Source organism: Dickeya parazeae Ech586, assembly GCF_000025065.1.
Lineage (GTDB): Bacteria > Pseudomonadota > Gammaproteobacteria > Enterobacterales > Enterobacteriaceae > Dickeya > Dickeya zeae.
Genome location: NC_013592.1, coordinates 4,486,339 through 4,508,008 on the forward strand (window position 1 = coordinate 4,486,339; position 21,670 = coordinate 4,508,008).

The window sequence follows — 21,670 nt, forward strand, 5'->3', positions numbered from 1 at the left end:
TCCTGCGAGTGCCCACACAGATTGTCTGATTGATTGTTAAAGAGCAGCGCCACTTATCGTGGCCGCGGGTCGCATATATTATGCTGTCCCGACAAGAAGTCAAGCGGCATGCGCCTGACTTCTTACTGAAACTGCGCTGGCGTTTCGCCGTTGCCGTGTCAGTGGAGGCGCATTATAGGGAGTTATTCCGGCCTGACAAGCACTAATTTCAAAAATAAGCTCGACCGCTCAATATTCACTCACCCACTGTGTTTAATGGCAATTTTTCGAGTGAATGAAAGCCATAACGGCGTAAAACTGGCCAAAGCGCCGCCACTTTAGGCGTGATCGACAAACAATAAGCCAGGTTTTTCTCCGTCGAACATTTAGGGTTATCTAAATGTTCTATCAGCCATGCGGTTCTACGCGCAATTGCCGAGCCAGAGTCAACCAACCGTGTACCATCAGGTAGTACATGCTGCAGTTCCTCGGTCAATAACGGGAAATGCGTGCACCCTAATACAACCGTGTCCGGCGGCTCAGGCAATTTCAGCCACGGACGCAGAATTTTGCGCAGAACATCTTCAGATACAGACTCACCCTGTAATTTCGCCTCGGCAAACTCAACCAACTCCGCAGAGCCCAATAGCAAAATCTGGCAGTCATGGGCAAAACGCGAAATCAGTTCATGAGTATAAGAGCGCTGGACCGTTGCCCGGGTTGCCAATAGGCCAACTACGCCGTTTCGAGTGAGCTTTGCCGCAGGTTTAACTGCCGGGACCACCCCAACGACCGGGAAATCAAAACGTGTACGCAATGCGGGCAGTGAAATCGTGCTGGCGGTATTACAGGCAATAATCACCAGAGATAATGGATGCTGCTTCTCCACCGCTTCGACGATAGAGAGCACTCGTTCAATAATAAATTGCTCAGGCTTTTCCCCATAGGGAAAAGCCTCATTATCGAATGCATAAATATAATGTAAGTCCGGCAGCAATTTGCGAACTTCATCATAAACGGACAAACCGCCCACCCCGGAATCAAACACCAGGACAGTCGGGCGGTTGGGTAAATCAGAAACTATAGCTTCCGGTGAGATAGTATTCTCGCCCTGCAGTTCGGTAGCCATATACCGTCTCATAATTCTTATCAAACAGGTTGGCTATTCTAGCACGAACTGTCAGATGTGAGGTGACAGGATATGATGCAGCGATATCCCACAAACTCACCCCAGCCAGCTTCACTCTCTCTGTCGGCGTGGTATTGAAGTTCTGGTCATAACGTTCACCCAGATAGTGATAAGTTACCGTCCAGTCCAGATCGTTGAATTGCCAGTCCAAATCATATTTAAATTGCTGTCTGGCGCGTCGGGTCAATATTTCATTCTTGTCGAGATCCCGCGGGTCCAAATAGTCGTACGACAATTTATGTGACACAAACCCGGTATCAAACGATGCTGTCGCTTCGACACCCTGTAAGCGGGCTCGACCTATATTAATATTCGTAGACTGGGACGGCCCCGTTTGGATCGACTGAATCAAATTACTGACATCATTACGATACGCCGAAAAGCGCCAATTTACCGGGCCGGTTAAGCCTTCAATACCACCTTCCCATTGTTTGCTTTCTTCTGGTTTCAGATTGCTGTTGCCGATAGATGACCCATATAGCTGGCCAATGGTTGGTGCCTTATAACCCGTTCCATAAGATGCCAGCAAACGGTAGCCATCAACGAATTCCCACGCGGCACTGCTTTGCCAGGTGGTATGTTGACCAAACTGGGAACTGTCATCGCTGCGTAATGCCCCTTCAAGGGTTACCGGGCCGAATGCCTGTAACGCAGTGGTATAAATACCGGTATTACGGAGCTCATAGCCATTAGCGATAAAGTTTGTGCCAGGCTCAGTGGTTTGCTTCTGCCAGTCAACGCCCGCACCAACATTACCCTTTCCTACCTGAACACTGTTGCTCCACTGAACATTGTACTGCTGGATATCGTCTAAGGTGGCGGAGTCGTTATAAGGGTTACCAGTATGATCATAATTATAGTCTTTACTATGGCTGTAACTGGTGATCAGTTGAGAGGCCCATATATCTCGATGATAACGCAACCCGGTATCCCAACTCCGACTGTAAAGTTGTCGCATATCCCATGGTGTACCATCGTACGCCGTCCTATTATCAAAGCCGTATCCGCGAACAAACCCGCTGACATTCTCGCTGAACTGATGTTCGACATTTCCGTATACCGTTTTGCTCATGAAACCATCGCGATCAGGCTGGGCGGGGTCTCCAAACGAATCGGGCAGATTGGCGACAACATCAAACCCTCTGGTATAGGTGTAATTCCCGGCAAAGGTTGCCAGCGTATTCGCGCCCAATTGCTGCTGGGTGGAGGCGTCATAAGACTGATAACCATTAGAGCCGATGCCCGTGGAAAGGGTCGTGCCTTTTTTCTCGCGGGTGGTGATGATATTCACCACGCCGCCAATCGCATCCGAGCCGTAAACGGCTGAGCGTGACCCGCGGATATATTCCACTTTCTGAACCAGGGAAATCGGGATTTGGCTGATATCGGAAGAGCCGCTGACACCAGCCTGATTAAGCCGCACGCCATCAATCAATATCAATACATGGCTTGATGAAGCGCCACGAATAAATAATCCACTCTGCTGCCCTAGGCCACCGCTCTGGTAGAGATCTACCCCCGGCAACCGGCGCATAACGTCGGTCAGGCTTTTTGACTGCCAGCGGTCAATATCATCACGCGTTACGACCGTCGTGGGGGCTAATACGGTAGAAATCGGTTGGGGGAAACGGTTGGCGGTCACCACCATTGCATCATTGCTGCCTTGTTGTGTGTTGTCGCTACCTTGCGCCCACCCCGAAAAAGCCGTGGCCACCGTCGCCGCCAGCATCGTTATTTTTTTATTAAGCATGTTAAGAAGCATCCAAACTGAATTGGCAGGATGCCGCATCCTCACGATCGATAGCACGCGATGACCATGAAATAGTGCGACGTATTCCGGCAGGTCTTCGGGCTCGGGTGCGGCCATCAACTGGCGCGGCAACGATGACTTCCCATCCGTCAGGACAGTGTCTGCATCATATTATCGTTGCCCATTCCCCTTACCGCTGCGCGTCAGCTCCAGATTCACACTGGATTCCCTTTTCACTTGCGAGGCAAGACCGGATGCTCATGCTACGATCGAGGTAGGTAGATGTCTAGACTTCCATTTTTAGATAAGCGAATCCGTACAGCAAAACTGGACATCCCCTCCGGATGCCCTACAATCGCGCCCTGACAGCTATCTGTCACGTAGCAACATTATTCCAGCCGCTTTTTCAGATGAGACCATCATGACGCCAGAGATTCTGCCCATCGACCAATATGACGCCCAGCTTGAAGAAAAAACCGGGCGTCTTGGTGCCATGATGGCGCCATTCGATGCGCCGGCACCGGTTGTATTCCGTTCGCCGGTCAGCCACTACCGGATGCGGGCAGAGTTTCGGATCTGGCATGATGGCGATGATCTCTACCACATTATGTTTGATCAGCAGACCAAACAACGGATCCGGGTCGATCAGTTTCCGGCTGCCAGCGAGCTGATTAACCGCCTGATGCCAGTGCTGCTTAACGCACTACGCGCCGAACCGGTGCTACGGCGCAAGCTATTCCAGATTGACTATCTCTCCACGCTGAGTGGCGAGATCGCCGTATCCCTGCTTTATCACAAAGCGTTGGATGACGAGTGGCAACAACAAGCCCGTCTTTTGTGCGATGGACTACGCGCACAGGGTTTCGCTCTACAGTTGATTGGTCGCGCAACGAAAACCAAAATTTGCCTGGATCGGGATTACGTGGATGAATGTCTGCCGGTCGCAGGCCGACAGATGATTTATCGTCAGGTGGAAAATAGCTTCACCCAGCCTAACGCCATGATGAATATTCAGATGCTGGAATGGGCGTTATCCGTCACGCAAGGCGCGACGGGCGATTTGTTAGAGTTGTATTGTGGCAACGGCAATTTCTCACTGGCGCTGGCACGCAATTTCGAACGGGTGCTGGCAACGGAGATAGCCAAACCGTCAGTCGCGGCAGCGCAATATAATATTGCCGCTAACCAGATTGATAACGTGCAGATTATTCGCATGGCGGCAGAAGAATTCACCCAAGCCATGACGGGGGTGCGCCAGTTCAACCGTTTGCAAGGCATTGACCTGAAGAGTTATCGCTGTGAAACGATTTTTGTCGACCCACCACGCAGCGGCCTGGATAACGAGACCGTAAAACTGGTACAGGCATACCCGCGCATTCTCTATATTTCCTGCAACCCGGAAACCCTGTGTGCCAATCTGGAAACACTGAGTCAAACGCACCAGATAAGCCAGTTAGCACTGTTTGACCAGTTCCCTTATACCCATCACATGGAATGTGGCGTGTTACTGGAAAAACGCCAGTAACACGACCTGTAGTAGGCAAAACTCAGCAGGTAAAGCGACTTAAGGCGTATTGATGTCATGACTGTCGGGCTTACGAGCCCGCAGTTTGACGACCAGCCACAGCGCCAGTACGACGCAAAGGATAGACGGCACAAAATTGGAACCTATCTGCGGGTACTCGGCTCGTACAATCGCACTGTAAAGCAACAAACCGAACAGGAAACAGCTCGCCGCCAGAAGTGGCGTGCCTTTGGGCATAGCATGATGCATATAACGCTGATGCAGGCAGTAAACCGACAGCACCAGCGCTATCAACGGAAAAATGGAAAACGGCACGATAGAACTGAACACGGCGATAAAGGAACCGTTCGCTGACAAACCAGCGACCATCGCCAGCACCAACGTACTTTTCTCTGAATTTATCTGCTCTGTCATGACATGTCCTCTGATTATCCCTCAGGGTAGGTAAACACCCTTACCCTGCTCTTTGCGATACCAGTAATAGGCGCCTTTAGCAATCATGCGCAACTGCAATACTAACCGTTCTTCCAGTTGACGCCGTTGTTCAAGATCCACATCCAGCGCTTCGGCACCCGCGCTGAATACGATAGTCACCATCGCTTCTGACTGTGCTTCGGCGAAGCTGCGTGGAATATGATTTTCGACTTCAAGATAGTCGGCCAGTTCAGCGATAAAATGTTGAATTTCGCGTGCCACGGCGGCACGGAACGCGGCTGACGTACCGGATCGTTCCCGCAGTAGCAGCCGGAACGCATTGGGATTGTCGCCAATGAACTCCATAAATGTGGAGACCGATGTTCTGATCACACTGCCGCCGCTTCTGACAATGCGTTGACGAGCCTGTCGCATCAGTTGACGTAGCATCAGCCCACTCTCATCCACCATGGTCAATCCCAATTCATCGACATCGCGAAAATGGCGATAAAACGATGTCGGGGCAATGCCCGCTTCACGAGCCACCTCGCGCAAACTCAGGCTGGCGAAACTGCGTTCAGCACTTAACTGGCTAAAAGCAGCCTCAATCAGGGAACGGCGAGTTCGTTCTTTTTGTTGTGCTCTGACACCCATTATCCTGCCTGCAGTCATCGGCTCTCCTTACGTCAAGGACAGCACTATAACAACTTTACTTGCTACATACTGCGCCAAAGTTTGTCATAGTAAAAATGTGATCCTGGGTTTCCATACAAATATCAGGGATGATTGGGTTATCACTCCGACGATGTTACAATAGCGTTAGTAACTTGTATAAAAACAGGTGGTTCCTACCATGTCCATACAACAGCAATACGATTACGATGCCATCGTGATTGGTTCAGGTCCGGGTGGTGAGGGGGCGGCCATGGGGCTCGCCAAACAAGGGGCGAAAATTGCCGTGATAGAGCGGCATTACAATGTCGGTGGTGGCTGTACCCACTGGGGCACCATCCCGTCTAAATCCCTGCGACACGCCGTCAGCCGTATCATCGAATTCAATCAAAACCCTCTGTATAGCGACAACGCCCGCGTCATCAGCTCCTCATTCTCCGACATCCTGCGTCACGCTGACAGTGTCATTGGCCAGCAAACCCGTATGCGTCAGGGCTTCTACGAACGCAATCACTGCGAAATATTTTCCGGTGAAGCGCGGTTTATCGATGCGCATACCATCGCGGTGTATTACCCGGATGACACTCACGACACGCTGACCGCCGCGAATATCATTATCGCCACCGGTTCACGGCCTTATCATCCCGCCGGTGTGGACTTCGATCATCCCCACATCTACGACAGCGATTCCATTCTCGATCTGGATTATGAACCCAAGCATGTGATCATCTATGGTGCAGGGGTCATCGGCTGTGAATATGCCTCAATATTCCGGGGGTTAAACGTCAAGGTCGACCTGGTCAATACCCGTGACCGTCTGCTGGCGTTTCTCGACCAGGAGATGTCCGACGCCCTGTCCTACCATTTCTGGAATAGCGGTATCGTGATCCGTCATAACGAGGAATTCGAGCGTATTGAAGGGCTGGATGATGGCGTCATCATTCACCTGAAATCCGGCAAGAAAATGAAAGCGGACTGCCTGCTTTATGCCAACGGGCGTACCGGCAACACCGAAAACCTGGGGCTGGACACTATCGGGCTGGAAACCGACAGTCGTGGTCAGTTGAAAGTCAACAGCATGTACCAGACGGCTCAGGCTCATATCTACGCCGTGGGTGATGTGATTGGCTACCCCAGTCTGGCATCGGCAGCCTATGATCAGGGCCGCATCGCGGCGCAAGCCATCACCAAAGGCGAGGCTATCGCTCACCTGATTGAGGACATTCCTACCGGTATTTATACCATTCCAGAGATCAGCTCCGTCGGTAAAACCGAGCAGGAACTGACAGCGATGAAAGTGCCGTATGAAGTGGGCCGTGCGCAGTTCAAACACCTGGCGCGGGCACAAATTGTGGGCATGAATGTCGGTAGTCTGAAAATTCTGTTCCACCGCGATACCAAGCAGATTCTCGGCATCCACTGTTTCGGCGAGCGGGCGGCCGAAATCATTCACATCGGTCAGGCGATTATGGAACAGAAAGGGGAAGGCAACACGATAGAGTACTTCGTGAACACCACCTTTAACTACCCGACGATGGCGGAAGCCTATCGGGTCGCAGCGTTAAACGGCTTAAACCGGTTATTTTGATAACCGGTTTTTACTCAGGCTGGAAATGCTGAACCAGACTACTGGCTGATTAGGCCGACTGTTGTGCCAGTTTCTCCATGTGGAGTTGCATGTGCTCACGCACCGACTCAGCCAGTTGTTCATAACGGCCGCGCAGCGGCGAGCCAGGACGGTACACCAGCGCGATGGTGCGTTTGGGCTCAGGCTTGTAGCAAGGCAGGTAGCATACGCCATCGCGTATCCGTTCCTGCGGCACCGCCAGCGAGGGCAGTAACGTAATACCGCTGCCCGCCGCTACCATATTGCGCAGTGTCTCCAGACTGGTCGCCCGGAAGTGGGTATCTTCATCTGCACCGGCCTGAAAACAGAAACCCATCGCCTGATCGCGCAGGCAATGCCCGTCTTCCAGCATCAGCAGTTTTTCACCCGACAAATCTGACATCGCCACCCGCTCGCGATTCGCCCAGGGGTGATCCTGATAAATCGCCAGCTTCATCGGCTCATCAAACAACGGCACTTCGATGAAGGCTTCCGACTCTTTTACCATCGCCAAAATGGCGCAATCCAGCTTGCCGCTGTCGAGCTGGGCCAGCAATTGGTGTGTCTGAGCTTCATGCAAATACATTTCCAGCTTCGGGAAAGTACGGTGCAACATTGGGATAATCTGGGGCAACAGATAAGGGCCGACAGTCGGGATCAAGCCGATATGCAGCGGGCCAGACATGGTTTCCCCCTGCTGGCTGGCCATTTCTTTTAGCACCTTCACTTCACGCAGCACTGTTCTGGCTTGTTCCACCAGCAACAACCCTGCCTGAGTAAACAGTACCTTGCGGCTGGTTCTCTCCAGCAACATCACCCCCAGTTCATCTTCCAACTTACGAATCTGGCCACTGAGTGTGGGCTGGCTGACATGGCAAGAATCTGCTGCGCGTCGAAAATGGCGATGCTCCGCCAGCGCCACCAGATACTCTAAATCCCGAATATTCATGCCCTGATTCCCCTAAACATGATAGTCCCTAGCGATAGATAGGATAGCAATGAACGATTAGTCCTATCAACATTTAATAGTGAATAATATCCCTCACGAACCGAGTCCTGCTCAGCAATGGATTCAGCCAGACAGAACTTTTCGACCAGTAGAGACGACAATATGTTTGTAAGCCAAGAAGGCAAAAAAATTCCGTCAGTCACTTTCCATACTCGTCAGGGAGATCAATGGGTTGACGTGACTAGCGAAGAACTCTTTAACAATAAAACCGTCGTCGTCTTTTCTTTACCGGGGGCTTTTACACCCACCTGCTCTTCCAGTCATTTGCCACGCTATAACGAGTTGGCCGAGGTATTCAAGCAGTTTGGCGTTGACGCCATTCTATGCGTATCCGTGAACGACACGTTTGTCATGAACGCCTGGAAAGCGGATCAGAACGCAGAAAATATTACGTTTATTCCCGATGGGAACGGCGAATTTACCCGTGCCATGAATATGCTGGTCGAAAAGGCAGAATTGGGCTTTGGCCCACGCTCCTGGCGCTACTCCATGCTGGTTCGTCACGGCGTGGTAGAGAAAATGTTTGTTGAACCCAACAAGCCGGGCGACCCGTTTGAAGTTTCCGACGCCGACACCATGCTGAAGTACCTTGCTCCACACTATAAGATTCAGGAATCCGTTTCACTGTTCACCAAGCCAGGCTGCCCGTTCTGCGCCAAGGCCAAGCAGTTATTACAAGATCGCGGCCTTCAATATGAAGAAATCATGCTGGGTAAAGATGCGACTACGGTAAGCCTGCGGGCCGTGACTGGACGCAGTACCGTACCTCAGGTCTTTATCGGCGGTCGTCATATCGGCGGCAGCGAAGAACTTGAAACCTTCCTGACGATATAAGTTTTATAAGCCAACGAAACTTTGGCGGGCTTCGGCCCGCCCTTTTTTTATTCGATGCGCTTAGTACTCAAAACACAAACGCCCGTCTGGTGCTCTCCAGACGGGCGTTTCATCATGCTCAGCAAAAACGTCAGGCAGACGCTATCGGGCGTACACCCAACGTATGACAAATAGCGTAACTCAGTTCTGCACGGTTCAGGGTGTAGAAATGGAAGTCCTTCACCCCTTCACGGCTGAGGATTTTCACCATATCCATCGCAATCGAAGCCCCCACCATCTTGCGGGTTTCCGGGTCGTTATCCAGCCCATCAAACATCGCGGTCATCCAGTTTGGAACCCGCACATTGGTCATGGTGGCAAAACGCTGCAACTGCTTGAAGTTCGATACGGGCAAAATACCGGGTACGATTTCCACATCAATACCGGTCGTCACGCAGCGATCACGAAAACGCAGATAGCTTTCCACATCAAAAAAGAACTGCGTGATGGCACGGCTGGCACCGGCATCAATCTTCCGTTTCAGGTTGATCAGGTCTGCCTGTGCACTTTTCGCTTCCGGGTGTACTTCAGGATAAGCCGCGACCGAAATATCAAAATCACCGACCTCTTTAAGCAAGGTCACCAGATCAGCGGCATACATATCCGGCTTACCACCCCCCAACGGTAAGTCGCCGCGTAGGGCAACGATGTGGCGGATACCACTTTGCCAGTAATCCTGGGCGATAGCTTTCAGTTCGTCACGGGAGGCGTCGATACAGGTCAGGTGTGGCGCTGCTTCCAGACCGGTACGTTCTTTGATGCCTTTGATAATGCTGTGGGTACGGTCACGCTCACCGGAATTGGCACCGTAGGTGACCGACACGAATTTGGGTTTCAGACTGCTGAGGCGGTCAATCGAGCTCCACAGCGTTTCTTCCATCTCGCTGGTACGCGGTGGGAAAAACTCAAAGGAAACGTTAATCCGGCCCTGTAATTCCGCCAGATTCTGGTTCAGCGCTTCCTGATGGTTCGCGTGGAAAAAGCTCATATCCTTACCTCGATTAGCCATTATCATCGTTATTTTCTATAAACGTCTATACGTTTAGACGTCTATATAGAAAATGACCGAATCCGATTAAAGAGTCAACGCTTTTCAACGTGATGAATGCTGATGTTTACTCATACAACATGAAGAAAATTCATGACCACACACGACAAGTCAGGCGGTCTTTACGACAGACCGAACACGCCTACAAACACGCATAAAACATAAGGAATTCGTTTTTAGTATTGGCAACAATCGCTCTCTTTGCCACTGCGCAGACCAATAGCATAAAAAAAGCCTGCGGTTGCAGGCTTCTCGGTTTATTGTCGGGGTCGCGCCCGACCGGTCACAGCAGTTGTGCCAGACGGTTGAGATCCGACTGAATGGCCCCTGCGGTCACATCGCGGCCAGCGCCCGGGCCACGGATCACCAGTGGGTTGTCACGATACCAGCGGCTTTCGATGGCAAATACGTTATCACATGGCAACAACGCCGCCAGCGGATGATCCGCCCGCACCGCTTCCACGCCGACACGCGCTTTACCGTTACTATCAAAACGGGCGACATAGCGCAGCACCAGCCCCATCTCATTAGCGGCTTCCAGTCGCTGCAGCATCTGCTGATTCAGCGGTTCGCCATCTTCAAAGAACTGATCTACTGAGACATTCTCACACCCGGCAGGCACCAGTGATTCCACCCGCACCTGATTGGGCTCTATCTCATAACCGGCTTCGCGCGCCAGAATCACCAACTTGCGCATCACATCCTGCCCGGAAAGGTCGACACGCGGGTCCGGCTCGGTCAACCCCTGCTGCCAGGCCTGATCCACCAGTTCGGTAAACGGTACCGTGCCGTCAAACTGCAGGAATAGCCATGATAGCGTGCCGGAGAAAATACCGCTGATAGACAGAATGCTGTCACCGCTTTCGCGCAGATCACGCACCGCATAGTTCACCGGCAACCCGGCACCAACCGTTGCGTTATACAACCAGTGACGCCCGGTTTTAGCGAATGCATCACGGATCTGGCGATAATTATCGCCGCCGGACGCGCCCGCCAGTTTATTGGCGCTAATCACATGGAAACCATAGCTGGCGAAATCCAGATAAAGGTCGGCAACCGACTGACTCGCGGTGACATCCAACACCACCAGATCATCATACGGATGAGCACGCATCCACAGGAACAGTTCGTCATCGTCACGTTCCTGCGCTTCATCGCCAAAGAAAGCCAGTACGCGACTGGCGTCCAGCCCCTCGTAATTCAGCAGGCTGCGGGAACTGTCTACCACCCCCGCCAGGGTGAATTCAAAACCGGTACGCGCCGAAATCAGGCTCTGCTCACGGGCGAACAGTTCGAGCCAGCGAGAACCAATGTTGCCTTTGCCAAACACGACCAGGCCGATACGCTTTTCCGCCCGGAACAGCGAATGATGCAGGCCGCGCACCAGATGCTCCGTCGGCCCGACACGCAATACCGCCACCAGACTGATGTCGTCTTCCGCCTGCCAGACGAACTCGATCGGCTGGTCACGCAATTGCTGGTAGAAGCGGTGGCTGTGCAACGGGTTACGGCATACACCAGCCCCCACCAACGCGACCAACGCCAGCCCTTCACGCAGGTGCAGCGATACCGGCAACGCCGCCTGTTCCAGCACTTGCCAGGCGCTGTGCACCACTTCCGAGGTGTAGCACAATTGCAGCAGGTTACGGTCCTGATGTACGCCCAGCGCCAGCGGCCGAATTTGTGCTTTCTGCAACAGTTGCTCGACGTCTTTGTGCATACGGACAAAGTCGTGATCCGCCGGTACGCCAATCTCAATCAGGCACACATCATCATGACTGGTGACAATCTTGGCACCGGTGCCGGACGCCAGCACGCGCTCAATACGGGTCGAACCCTGCTCTGGCTGATAGCTGCAGCGCAATTGCAGATCGATATCACTACCGGAAACCGGCTGTAGGGTACGGGCATGCAGTACCGGTGCGGCCAGACGAGCCAGCTCGCTGGCTTCATCCAGCCGCAGCAACGGCAGCAAACACGCATCTTTGACTTTGCGTGGGTCAGCGCTGTACACACCGGCCACGTCGCTCCAGATAGTCACGCGCTCAACACCCGCCAGCGCGCCAATTTGGGTGGCGGAATAGTCACTGCCGTTACGCCCCAACAAAACGGTTTCACCGGCCTCGTTGCTGCTGATAAAACCGGTGATGACCAGTCGCTGCCCGGCATGCTGGGTCAGTAATTGCTGCAGCAATGGCCATGAGCGGCCTTCATCGACCTGCGGCTGTGCCGCCCGTTCGGTACGCAGGAAGGTTCGCGCATCCAGCCAGGCCGCAGACAGGTTTTTCTGATTCAGCACCGCTGCCATCAGCCGTGCCGACCAGATTTCACCGTGCCCCACCACTTCGGCATAGGTGGCATCGGTCATCTTGCCATCCAGCAACGCCGCAAGGCGTTCCAGATCGCGAATAAATTCATTAATCAGCGGTGCTGCCGTTTCGGCGGGCAGCAAACCGGAAATCAACTCGCTTTGATAACGACGCAGCGACTGCTGTACCTGATGGGCGGAAATCCGGTCCGACTGGCTGAGGGTCAACCAGCTAATTAACTGGTTGGTGGTGCTGCCTGCCGCTGAGACCACCATCAAGTCGCCAGCCTGGCTGTAATTCGCCATGATGCCAGCGACACGCTGATAACATTTCACATCTGCCAGGCTGCTGCCGCCGAATTTATGCAGTTGCCGTCCTTTTACGGCCGCTGCTATCCCTAACGCACTCATTGTTACCTCTTGGCTGCTGCCTGAAATGCTCTGTCCAGTGAGGCGACCAGATCGTCACCATCTTCAATGCCGACAGAAATACGCAATAACGTTTCCGAGATACCGGCGGCGGCGCGCGCTTGCGGTGCCATACCTGCGTGAGTCATGGTCGCGGCATGAGAAATCAGACTCTCGACGCCACCCAGCGACTCCGCCAGCGTGAACAGATCCAGCGCGGACAGAAAACGACGCAGGGTATCTTCATCGCCATCCAGCTCAAAACTCAGCATCGCGCCAAAGCCGGACTGCTGCCGACAGGCAATCTCATGGCCGGCATTCTCGGGCAAAGAAGGATGATACAACGCCTTGACCAGTGGCTGATGCCGCAAATACTCCACAATTTGCAATGCATTCTTCTGCGCCATCGCCATACGTGGCGACAGCGTACGCATACCACGCAGCAACAGGTAGCTGTCAAACGCCGCACCGGTCACACCAATGTTGTTAGCCCACCAGGCCAGTTCCGTCGCCACATCGGGGTCGCGGGCAATCACCGCCCCAGCCACCACATCCGAATGACCGTTAAGGTATTTGGTACAGGAATGCACCACCAGATCCGCACCCAGTTTGAGCGGATTTTGCAACGCCGGGCTCAGGAAGGTGTTATCCACCACGCTCACCGCCCCGACATCACGCGCTGCCTGACAGATAGCGGCGATATCCACGACGCGCAGAAGCGGGTTGCTGGGGCTTTCAACCAGCACCAGTTTTGGTTTTTCCGCCAGGGCGGCGTTAAGCTCCGCCAGATTGCCCTGATCGACGAATTTCACGTTGAAAGCCCCGCGTTTGCTCAGGCTATCAAACAAACGATAGCTGCCGCCGTAGCAATCATGTGGTGCTACCAACAGGTCACCAGGCTTTAGGAATACCGTACAAACCAGCATGATAGCCGACATACCGCTGCTGGTCATGACCGCGCCCGCCCCGCCTTCCAGTTCCGCCAGCGCACGCTGGACAACATCACGGGTCGGATTGCCGCGCCGTGAATAGTCATGCGCTCTGGGCTCATTAAAACCGGTGAAGTTGTAAGTACTGGAGAGGTGAATCGGGGGAACAACGCAACCGAACTGCTCGTCGTTGTTTAACCCACTGCGGACTGCGATAGTAGCCTGTTTACGCGTCATCGGTACTTTTCCTGACTGGAAGACTGAGGTGAAGAAGTTAGAGAGTAAACCCGGATAATATAGACGTCAATACATCTGGACTTCTAAACTTCTTTGCGTATAGATTGAGCATCCCTGCAATAATCGTTAGAATTATGGTGTTTTGTGCCAGTGACTGTTTTTATCACGATCAATATTTAAGGTATCCCATGGCTGAGTGGAATGGCGAATATGTAAGCCCATACGCTGAACACGGCAAGAAGAGTGAGCAGGTTAAAAAGATCACTGTATCTATCCCTTTGAAGGTATTGAAGATACTGACAGACGAGCGTACCCGTCGTCAGGTCAACAACCTGCGTCACGCAACCAATAGCGAGTTACTGTGTGAAGCGTTCTTGCACGCTTTTACCGGCCAACCCTTACCCAATGATGACGATTTGCGTAAAGAACGCGGCGATGAAATTCCTGAAGCCGCCAAAGCGATTATGCGAGAAATGGGGATTGACCCGGATACGTGGGAATACTGAGCAGGCTGTGAAGCAGACAGGAAAGCACCGCTGAAACAACAAAGGCACCCGAAGGTGCCTTTGTTTTGGCAGAATAACCGGTTAACCGATTCTCTGCCCCAGCGCAGAAGCCAATTATTTTTTGGCGCCTGGGAGGCTGAAACGTTTGTTGAAACGCTCAACACGACCGCCGGTGTCAACCACACGCTGTTTACCGGTGAAGAACGGGTGGCAAGCACCACAGACGTCCAGGTTCAGGTCGTGAGCAACGGTAGAACGGGTTTTGATGACGTTACCGCAAGAGCAAGTTGCAGTAATTTCAACGTAATTCGGGTGAATACCTTCTTTCATGGGAAACCTCTGTTTAAGGCCGTGTCGCTATCCGGCCCTGTTCCGCCAGACACCACACGAAGTTGAGTGAAATAGTCTTTATACTACGAGGTATAAAGGCGGCGGATCATACAGAAATTAACCACCCGATGCAATTGGATCCGCGCAAACACACTGCCTCGCATCAACAAGGCGCAGGCAAGATTGCACAACGCCGTCGCGCACAGTACCGTGACGGCTGACAACCCTGATGCATAACCGAAGACCTTCATGACGCATTTGAACGCACACACCACGCCCGTTGTTCAGGTTGCTTTGCCAGTGCCACTGACACGCACATTTGATTACCGGCTGGCGGCTGGCGTCACACCGCCGGTACCAGGCATGCGAGTAAGCGTTCCTTTCGGCAACCGTAAGATGATCGGTATCGTGGTGGCGTTGGGCGCGGGCAGTGAACTGCCGCCGGAACAGCTCAAACCGCTGCATGAAGTACTTGATGACGCCCCGCTATTCCCCGACAGCCTGTGGCGCATCTTGCGGTGGGCAGCAGAGTATTACCACTACCCGATTGGCGAAGTGTTATTCCATGCGTTGCCGATACTCCTCCGGCAAGGGAAACCGGCCCATCGTGCTCCGCTCTGGCAGTGGTTTGCCACCGAGCAAGGCCGTGCCACGCCGCTGAATGCGCTAAAACGCGCGCCCAAACAGCAGCAGGCGCTGGCCGCACTGCTACAAGGACCGCTCTATCGCCATCAGGTGGCGGAAACCGCACTGACGGAAACGGCATTGCAGGCGTTGCGCGAAAAAGGGCTGAGCGAGCTACGTGCGCAGCCAACGCAGGTGCAGGACTGGCGAGAACATTTCAGCCTGGCAGGCGAACGTCTGCGCCTGAATACGGAACAAGCCACCGCGGTCGGAGCCATACGCAGCGAAGATGACCACTTTGCCGCCTGGTTACTGGCGGGGATCACCGGGTCGGGTAAAACTGAGGTTTACCTCAGCGCACTGGAAAATATTCTGGCGCAGGGTAAGCAGGCGCTGGTACTGGTGCCGGAAATCGGCCTGACCCCGCAAACCATCGCCCGCTTTCGCGATCGGTTTCATGCCCCAGTGGAAGCACTGCACTCCGGGCTAAATGACAGTGAGCGGTTGTCGGTGTGGTTACGGGCGAAACAGGGTGAATCCGCCATTGTGATTGGTACGCGTTCCGCGCTGTTTACCCCTTTTGCGCGACTGGGGCTCATCATCATCGATGAAGAGCACGACGGCTCTTATAAGCAACAGGAAGGCTGGCGTTACCATGCGCGCGATCTGGCGGTGTTTCGTGCCCGGCAGGAAGATATCCCCATCGTGATGGGATCCGCCACTCCGGCGCTGGAAACGCTCTACAACGTACAGATTGGCAAGTACCGCCAGTTACGGCTGAGCAAACGCGCGGGCAACGCCCGGCTGGCTCAGCAACACTTGCTGGATTTGAAAGGCTTACCGCTGACCAGCGGCTTGTCGCAACCGTTAATCCAGCGTGTTCGACATCATCTGGCACAGGATAATCAGGTTATCCTGTTCCTTAACCGCCGTGGCTTCGCGCCAGTGGTGATGTGCCATGAATGCGGCTGGATAGCCGAATGCCAGCGCTGCGACAGCTATTACACCTTGCACCAACATCAGCGCATGATGCGCTGCCACCACTGCGACAGCCAGCGTCCGGTGCCGCAGCAGTGCCCGCAATGCGGCTCCACCCATCTGGTGCCGGTGGGTCTGGGTACCGAACAGCTCGAACAGGCGCTACCGGCGTTGTTTCCCGATACCCCCATCACCCGCATCGATCGCGATACTACCAGCCGTAAAGGCGCGCTGGAGCAGCAACTGGCGCAAGTCCGCCAGGGTGGTGCCCGCATTCTGATCGGCACCCAGATGCTGGCCAAAGGGCACCATTTTCCTGACGTCACGCTGGTCGCATTGCTGGATGTCGACGGTTCGCTGTTTTCCGCCGACTTTCGTGCCACCGAGCGCTTCGCCCAGCTCTACACGCAGGTATCCGGGCGCGCCGGGCGCGCCGGTAAAGCCGGTGAAGTCGTGCTACAGACCCATCACCCGGAGCACCCGCTGTTACAAACGCTGCTGCATCAGGGCTACGATGCGTTCGCCAGCCAGACGCTACAAGAACGCCAGAGCGTATTTCTGCCGCCGTTTACCAGCCATGTTCTGTTCCGGGCCGATGATCATGACAATCAGCAGGCCAGCCTGTTCCTGCAGCAGTTACGCAATTTGCTGGAAGCCAGCCCGCTGCGCGACGACGCGTTGTGGCTGATGGGACCGGTCCCCGCATTGCAGCCAAAACGGGCCGGGCGTTTTCGCTGGCAATTACTGCTGCAACACCCATCGCGCGCCACGCTGCAGCGCATCATCCGTCATTCTATGGTGTTGATTGATACCCTACCGCAAACCCGCAAGGTGAAATGGGTCATGGATGTCGACCCGACAGACAGTTGAGCCGATTCTGCGCCGCAGGCTTGAGCGGTGCCAGTCGCAGCAACAGTTTTTGCGAACAATACCGAAAAACCGATAATCCAAACGGCACAGGCGTAAATTATTCGATAAATCCTGGGCGCAATCTGTTAAGAGTGATGGCGGAAGCAGTATGCTGATCAGGCAGTTGGCGCATCATCAATGCCATGCATGTCATAACCGCGCTTGCCGCATGGCGGATCAGACATTCTGTAAAACGGCGGCCGACCAGTCATAACGGCCACCCTGACTACGGCGCCAGTAAACGCTGACGCAAGGAGGAAATGCGTTGGAGCAGAAAAGATTCATCCCACCCGCAACCATGAAAGACGTGGCCGATAAGGCTGGCGTCTCCACCGCAACGGTGTCACGCGCCCTGACCAACCCGGAGAAAGTCTCGGCTTCAACCCGCAAGAAGGTAGAGCAGGCAGCGCTGGCGGTGGGATACTCTGCACAAAACCTTGCTCGTAATCTCAAGCGACATGAATCAAGAACGATTCTGGCGTTGGTGCCTGATATCTGCGATCCCTTCTTCAGCGAAATGCTGCGTGGCATTGAAGAAACCGCCGCAGAACGCGGTTACCTGGTCCTGATCGGCGATTGTGCGCACCAGCGCCAGACAGAAAAAACCTTTCTGGACCTGATTGCCACCCGCCAGATAGACGGCATCCTGTTATTGGGGTCGCAACTACCGTTTGATGCCGGTAGAGATGAACGTCGTCATCTTCCGCCGATGGTGATGGCGAACGAGTTTGCGCCCGAGCTGGATATGCCCACGGTACACATTGATAACCTGACCGCCGCGTTTGAAGCCGTCAGTTATCTTCATCAGTTAGGGCATCAGCGCATCGCCTGTATTGCCGGCCCACAGCAGATTCCGCTCAGCGAGTATCGGCTACAAGGTTATATTCAGGCGCTACGGCGCTGTGGACTGGTTATCGACAACCAGTACATCGTACACGGCGATTTTAGTTACGATACCGGCTCGCGCGGCCTGATAACACTGATGTCACACCCTACTCCCCCCAGCGCGATTTTCTGCCATAGCGACGTGATGGCGCTGGGTGCATTAACCCAGGCGCGGAAAATGGGGCTGGACGTCCCACGAGACCTGTCGCTTATCGGGTTTGATGATATTGCCCAGGCCAGCCACTGCTTTCCGGCGCTGACCACCGTTTCCCAGCCCCGCTACGATATTGGTCGTGAAGCAACGCTGTTGCTGCTGACGCAATTGCAGCAACACAAGGTGGCTCGCGGGTCACGGCTGATGTCCAGTCAGTTGATTATTCGCGACAGTACTGCCGCTCCACCTCTGCGTGTTACAGGCTTTAAGAATTCCGGTGCTGGTCAAACATTTTAGGGTTCAGTAACATGGCGACCTGTTACCTATTTTCTTAGCAACGAAACGATTGTGGCACAACGAGACTATGTCAGCCGGGGACGTTCTGGAACGCGCCGGAAAAAAACATCCAGCCGAAAACGAGGGGGGTCCTCAGGCGCATCTAAAACTATGATAGCGCTGGCTGTCGCCGTGCTGGTCACGTTTGCCGGTGGACTCTATTTTATCGCCCACAATAAGCCGGATGAATCGCCGGTCCTGCCGCATCAGGGCACCAAAGGCAATGGGTTGCCGCCCAAACCGGAAGAACGCTGGCGTTATATCAAAGAGCTGGAAAACCGTCAGATTGGCGTCGCGTCGCCGACCGAACCTTCGGCAGGGGGAGAAATCCAGTCAACAGGCCAACTTACCGATGAACAGCGCCAATTGCTCGAACAGATGCAGTCGGATATGAAACGCCAGCCGACAACGCTGACGGAAGTGCCTTACAACGATCAGAGCCAGATGTCGGCTCGCTCTCTTAACACGCCCAGAGCGCAAACCGTGGTGCCGGGCGTATCGGGTACCAATACTAATGGCACAATTACTAATGGCACAATACAGCCGATAACGCCGCGTACGACCACCGCTGCCCCGGCGACAACGCCGCGTCATGCCACGTCGAACGTCACCACGCCGACGCAAACAGCCCAAAAACCGGTACAGGCAGAACCCCGTAAAGAGGTGACGAAAACAGAACCTCCGGCAGCGGCCAAAGAAACAGCTAAAACCGACAACACCAAGCCGGACAGCAAATCTGAGAGCAAACCGGAGAAAGAACAGCGCTGGATGGTGCAATGTGGCTCGTTCAAAACCACTGAACCCGCAGAGTCGGTACGCGCAGAGCTGGCGTTTGCCGGTGTAGAAAGCCGTATCACCAGTAGCGGTGGCTGGCACCGAATCATGATCGGTCCGTACAACAGCCGCGCTCTCGCCGACAAAATGGCACAAAAGCTCAAAGGTATGGGGCAATCCAACTGTATCCCGTTAGCCAGCGGGGGTTGAAAACCCCACGCCCCTCCCCCATGTTTATCGTCAATACGCCCCGCGTCCGCGCGGGGGTCTTTTTCTCAGTAACGGGGATAAACTCGTGACAACAATTGTAAGTGTGCGTCGCAATGGTCAGGTGGTGATTGGCGGTGACGGGCAAGCCACCCTGGGCAACACAGTAATGAAAGGCAATGTACGCAAGGTGCGTCGCTTGTATAACGATCGGGTTATCGCCGGGTTTGCTGGTGGCACCGCGGATGCCTTCACCCTGTTTGAACTGTTTGAGCGCAAGCTGGAACTGCATCAGGGCCATCTGGTTAAAGCGGCGGTGGAACTGGCTAAAGACTGGCGTACTGACCGTATGCTGCGTCGTCTGGAAGCACTGCTGGCTGTCGCCGACGAAAATGCGTCACTGATCATCACCGGTAACGGCGATGTGATTCAGCCGGAAAACGACCTGATCGCCATCGGCTCAGGCGGCCCCTATGCGCAGGCGGCTGCACGCGCCTTACTGGAAAACACGGAATTAAGCGCCCGGGAGATTGTCGAAAAATCACTGGGTATTGCGGGTGATATCTGTATCTACACCAACCAGTTCCACACGATTGAAGAATTAGCCTCCAAGGCGTAAGGATCCACTATGTCTGAAATGACCCCGCGCGAAATAGTCAGCGAGCTTGATAGCTACATCATCGGACAGCACAAAGCAAAGCGCGCCGTCGCGATCGCCTTGCGTAACCGCTGGCGCCGCATGCAGTTGGAAGAGAGCCTGCGCCATGAAGTGACCCCGAAAAATATCCTGATGATCGGCCCAACCGGGGTGGGGAAAACGGAAATCGCCCGTCGCCTCGCCAAGCTGGCTAACGCGCCGTTTATCAAGGTAGAAGCGACTAAATTCACCGAGGTGGGTTATGTCGGCAAGGAAGTGGATTCCATCATCCGTGATCTGACCGACGTGGCCATTAAAATGGTGCGTCAGCAGTCAATAGAGAAAAACCGTTATCGTGCCGAAGAACTGGCCGAAGAGCGCATTCTGGACGTGCTGATTCCCCCGGCCAAGAACAACTGGGGCCAGCCGGAAGAGAACCATGAGCCGTCCGCCGCTCGTCAGGCATTCCGCAAAAAGCTGCGCGAAGGGCTGCTTGACGACAAAGAAATCGAAATCGAACTGGCGGCTGCACCGGTTGGTGTCGAAATCATGGCCCCTCCCGGCATGGAAGAGATGACCAATCAGTTGCAATCCATGTTCCAGAATCTGGCGGGGCAGAAACAGAAAAGCCGCAAGATCAAGATTCGTGAGGCCTTCAAACTGCTGGTGGAAGAAGAAGCCGCCAAGCTGGTTAACCCGGAAGAACTCAAGGAACAGGCGATTGAAGCGGTGGAGCAACACGGCATCGTCTTCATTGATGAAATCGACAAGATTTGCAAACGGGGCGATACCTCCGGCCCGGACGTATCACGCGAAGGCGTTCAGCGCGACCTGCTGCCGCTGGTGGAAGGCTGTACAGTGTCCACGAAGCACGGCATGGTAAAAACTGACCATATCCTGTTCATCGCGTCCGGCGCGTTCCAGGTTGCCAGCCCATCGGATCTGATCCCTGAGTTGCAGGGCCGTCTGCCTATCCGGGTTGAGTTGCAGGCGCTGACCACCGAGGACTTCGAGCGTATTCTGACCGAACCCAGCGCCTCGCTGACCCGTCAGTATCAGGCGTTGATGGAAACCGAAGGCGTTAACATCACCTTCCAGCCGGATGGTATCCGCCGTATCGCGGAAGCGGCCTGGCAGGTTAACGAGCGTACGGAAAACATCGGCGCTCGTCGTCTGCATACGGTATTAGAGCGCTTGATCGAGGATGTGTCCTACGGCGCCAGTGAAATGAACGGCCAAACCGTGACGATCGATGCAGATTATGTACGCAGTCACCTTGATGAGTTAGTAGCAGATGAAGATCTGAGCCGATTTATCTTATAATCCGTTCGCGGATCGCACTGATGACCAAACAGTGGGAGGCGTTGGCCTCCCACTGTTGTT

The 21,670-nt window shown here is 54.1% G+C and carries 18 protein-coding genes and 1 riboswitch; of the genes, 9 read left to right on the forward strand and 9 right to left on the reverse strand.

The features are described 5' to 3' along the window. Positions 1-235: 235 nt before the first annotated feature. Both murI and btuB read right to left on the reverse strand, forming a co-directional pair. Positions 236-1,108, reverse strand: a complete 873-nt coding sequence (murI, locus tag DD586_RS19570; RefSeq protein ID WP_012886523.1) for a glutamate racemase — start codon at positions 1,106-1,108, stop codon at positions 236-238. After that, positions 1,053-2,918 carry a TonB-dependent vitamin B12 receptor BtuB gene (btuB, locus tag DD586_RS19575; protein WP_012886524.1) on the reverse strand — a complete coding sequence of 622 codons (1,866 nt, stop codon included), beginning with the start codon at positions 2,916-2,918 and terminating at the stop codon, positions 1,053-1,055. Before btuB ends, murI begins: the two co-directional genes overlap by 56 nt. A gap of 71 nt (positions 2,919-2,989) precedes the next feature. Next, positions 2,990-3,186, reverse strand: a riboswitch (cobalamin riboswitch). Between the two features lie 153 nt (positions 3,187-3,339). Here btuB and trmA point away from each other — a divergent pair. After that, complete coding sequence (trmA, locus tag DD586_RS19580) at positions 3,340-4,443, forward strand: tRNA (uridine(54)-C5)-methyltransferase TrmA (RefSeq protein ID WP_012886525.1); 1,104 nt, start codon at positions 3,340-3,342, stop codon at positions 4,441-4,443. Positions 4,444-4,482: 39 nt separating this feature from the next. Here the strand turns inward: trmA and DD586_RS19585 are convergent, their stop codons facing one another. Both DD586_RS19585 and fabR read right to left on the reverse strand, forming a co-directional pair. Beyond that, the gene (locus DD586_RS19585) at positions 4,483-4,857 is read right to left on the reverse strand and encodes a YijD family membrane protein (RefSeq protein WP_012886526.1); all 375 of its coding nucleotides are present in this window, start codon (positions 4,855-4,857) and stop codon (positions 4,483-4,485) included. A gap of 21 nt (positions 4,858-4,878) precedes the next feature. Continuing rightward, on the reverse strand, positions 4,879-5,511 hold the full coding sequence (gene fabR / locus DD586_RS19590; RefSeq protein WP_016942852.1) for an HTH-type transcriptional repressor FabR: 633 nt from the start codon (positions 5,509-5,511) through the stop codon (positions 4,879-4,881). Between the two features lie 205 nt (positions 5,512-5,716). Here fabR and sthA point away from each other — a divergent pair, with 205 nt between their 5' ends. Beyond that, on the forward strand, positions 5,717-7,117 hold the full coding sequence (sthA, locus tag DD586_RS19595) for a Si-specific NAD(P)(+) transhydrogenase (RefSeq protein WP_029456516.1): 1,401 nt from the start codon (positions 5,717-5,719) through the stop codon (positions 7,115-7,117). A gap of 49 nt (positions 7,118-7,166) precedes the next feature. Here the strand turns inward: sthA and oxyR are convergent, their stop codons facing one another. Next, entirely contained in the window at positions 7,167-8,084 is a 918-nt protein-coding gene (oxyR, locus tag DD586_RS19600; protein ID WP_012886529.1) for a DNA-binding transcriptional regulator OxyR, read from the reverse strand. A gap of 162 nt (positions 8,085-8,246) precedes the next feature. Here oxyR and DD586_RS19605 point away from each other — a divergent pair, with 162 nt between their 5' ends. Then, a complete protein-coding gene (locus DD586_RS19605; RefSeq protein ID WP_012886530.1) occupies positions 8,247-8,978 on the forward strand; it encodes a glutathione peroxidase in 732 nt (243 codons plus the stop codon). 130 nt (positions 8,979-9,108) lie between these two features. Here the strand turns inward: DD586_RS19605 and metF are convergent, their stop codons facing one another. The 3 genes from metF to metB form a co-directional block, all read right to left on the reverse strand. After that, a complete protein-coding gene (metF, locus tag DD586_RS19610) occupies positions 9,109-10,005 on the reverse strand; it encodes a methylenetetrahydrofolate reductase (RefSeq protein ID WP_012886531.1) in 897 nt (298 codons plus the stop codon). A 343-nt stretch (positions 10,006-10,348) separates the two neighbouring features. Then, entirely contained in the window at positions 10,349-12,784 is a 2,436-nt protein-coding gene (locus tag DD586_RS19615) for a bifunctional aspartate kinase/homoserine dehydrogenase II (RefSeq protein WP_012886532.1), read from the reverse strand. Positions 12,785-12,786: 2 nt separating this feature from the next. Then, positions 12,787-13,947, reverse strand: coding sequence for a cystathionine gamma-synthase (gene metB / locus DD586_RS19620; protein ID WP_012886533.1), 1,161 nt, complete (start codon positions 13,945-13,947; stop codon positions 12,787-12,789). Positions 13,948-14,135: 188 nt separating this feature from the next. On the opposite strand from metB, the gene metJ reads away from it, so the two are divergent. Beyond that, positions 14,136-14,453, forward strand: a complete 318-nt coding sequence (gene metJ, locus DD586_RS19625; protein WP_012767902.1) for a met regulon transcriptional regulator MetJ — start codon at positions 14,136-14,138, stop codon at positions 14,451-14,453. Between the two features lie 114 nt (positions 14,454-14,567). Here the strand turns inward: metJ and rpmE are convergent, their stop codons facing one another. Then, positions 14,568-14,783: a 50S ribosomal protein L31 gene (gene rpmE, locus DD586_RS19630; protein ID WP_012886534.1), complete on the reverse strand. Its 216-nt coding sequence runs from the start codon at positions 14,781-14,783 to the stop codon at positions 14,568-14,570. Positions 14,784-15,032: 249 nt separating this feature from the next. On the opposite strand from rpmE, the gene priA reads away from it, so the two are divergent. From priA to hslU, 5 genes are all read left to right on the forward strand, one after another. Further along, the gene (priA, locus tag DD586_RS19635) at positions 15,033-17,255 is read left to right on the forward strand and encodes a primosomal protein N' (protein ID WP_012886535.1); all 2,223 of its coding nucleotides are present in this window, start codon (positions 15,033-15,035) and stop codon (positions 17,253-17,255) included. Between the two features lie 304 nt (positions 17,256-17,559). Next, on the forward strand, positions 17,560-18,630 hold the full coding sequence (cytR, locus tag DD586_RS19640) for a DNA-binding transcriptional regulator CytR (RefSeq protein WP_012886536.1): 1,071 nt from the start codon (positions 17,560-17,562) through the stop codon (positions 18,628-18,630). Positions 18,631-18,681: 51 nt separating this feature from the next. After that, complete coding sequence (gene ftsN / locus DD586_RS19645) at positions 18,682-19,653, forward strand: cell division protein FtsN (RefSeq protein ID WP_012886537.1); 972 nt, start codon at positions 18,682-18,684, stop codon at positions 19,651-19,653. A gap of 85 nt (positions 19,654-19,738) precedes the next feature. Beyond that, positions 19,739-20,269 carry an ATP-dependent protease subunit HslV gene (gene hslV, locus DD586_RS19650; RefSeq protein WP_012767897.1) on the forward strand — a complete coding sequence of 177 codons (531 nt, stop codon included), beginning with the start codon at positions 19,739-19,741 and terminating at the stop codon, positions 20,267-20,269. Positions 20,270-20,278: 9 nt separating this feature from the next. Then, positions 20,279-21,610, forward strand: coding sequence for an HslU--HslV peptidase ATPase subunit (gene hslU, locus DD586_RS19655; RefSeq protein ID WP_012886538.1), 1,332 nt, complete (start codon positions 20,279-20,281; stop codon positions 21,608-21,610). Positions 21,611-21,670 lie beyond the last annotated feature (60 nt).

Coding starts and splice junctions, on each gene's coding strand:
- murI (WP_012886523.1), bottom strand. CDS start 1,108: ATGGCTACCGAACTGCAGGGCGAGAATACTATCTCACCGGAAGCTATA.
- btuB (WP_012886524.1), bottom strand. CDS start 2,918: ATGCTTAATAAAAAAATAACGATGCTGGCGGCGACGGTGGCCACGGCT.
- trmA (WP_012886525.1), top strand. CDS start 3,340: ATGACGCCAGAGATTCTGCCCATCGACCAATATGACGCCCAGCTTGAA.
- DD586_RS19585 (WP_012886526.1), bottom strand. CDS start 4,857: ATGACAGAGCAGATAAATTCAGAGAAAAGTACGTTGGTGCTGGCGATG.
- fabR (WP_016942852.1), bottom strand. CDS start 5,511: ATGGGTGTCAGAGCACAACAAAAAGAACGAACTCGCCGTTCCCTGATT.
- oxyR (WP_012886529.1), bottom strand. CDS start 8,084: ATGAATATTCGGGATTTAGAGTATCTGGTGGCGCTGGCGGAGCATCGC.
- DD586_RS19605 (WP_012886530.1), top strand. CDS start 8,247: ATGTTTGTAAGCCAAGAAGGCAAAAAAATTCCGTCAGTCACTTTCCAT.
- metF (WP_012886531.1), bottom strand. CDS start 10,005: ATGAGCTTTTTCCACGCGAACCATCAGGAAGCGCTGAACCAGAATCTG.
- DD586_RS19615 (WP_012886532.1), bottom strand. CDS start 12,784: ATGAGTGCGTTAGGGATAGCAGCGGCCGTAAAAGGACGGCAACTGCAT.
- metB (WP_012886533.1), bottom strand. CDS start 13,947: ATGACGCGTAAACAGGCTACTATCGCAGTCCGCAGTGGGTTAAACAAC.
- metJ (WP_012767902.1), top strand. CDS start 14,136: ATGGCTGAGTGGAATGGCGAATATGTAAGCCCATACGCTGAACACGGC.
- rpmE (WP_012886534.1), bottom strand. CDS start 14,783: ATGAAAGAAGGTATTCACCCGAATTACGTTGAAATTACTGCAACTTGC.
- priA (WP_012886535.1), top strand. CDS start 15,033: ATGACGCATTTGAACGCACACACCACGCCCGTTGTTCAGGTTGCTTTG.
- hslU (WP_012886538.1), top strand. CDS start 20,279: ATGTCTGAAATGACCCCGCGCGAAATAGTCAGCGAGCTTGATAGCTAC.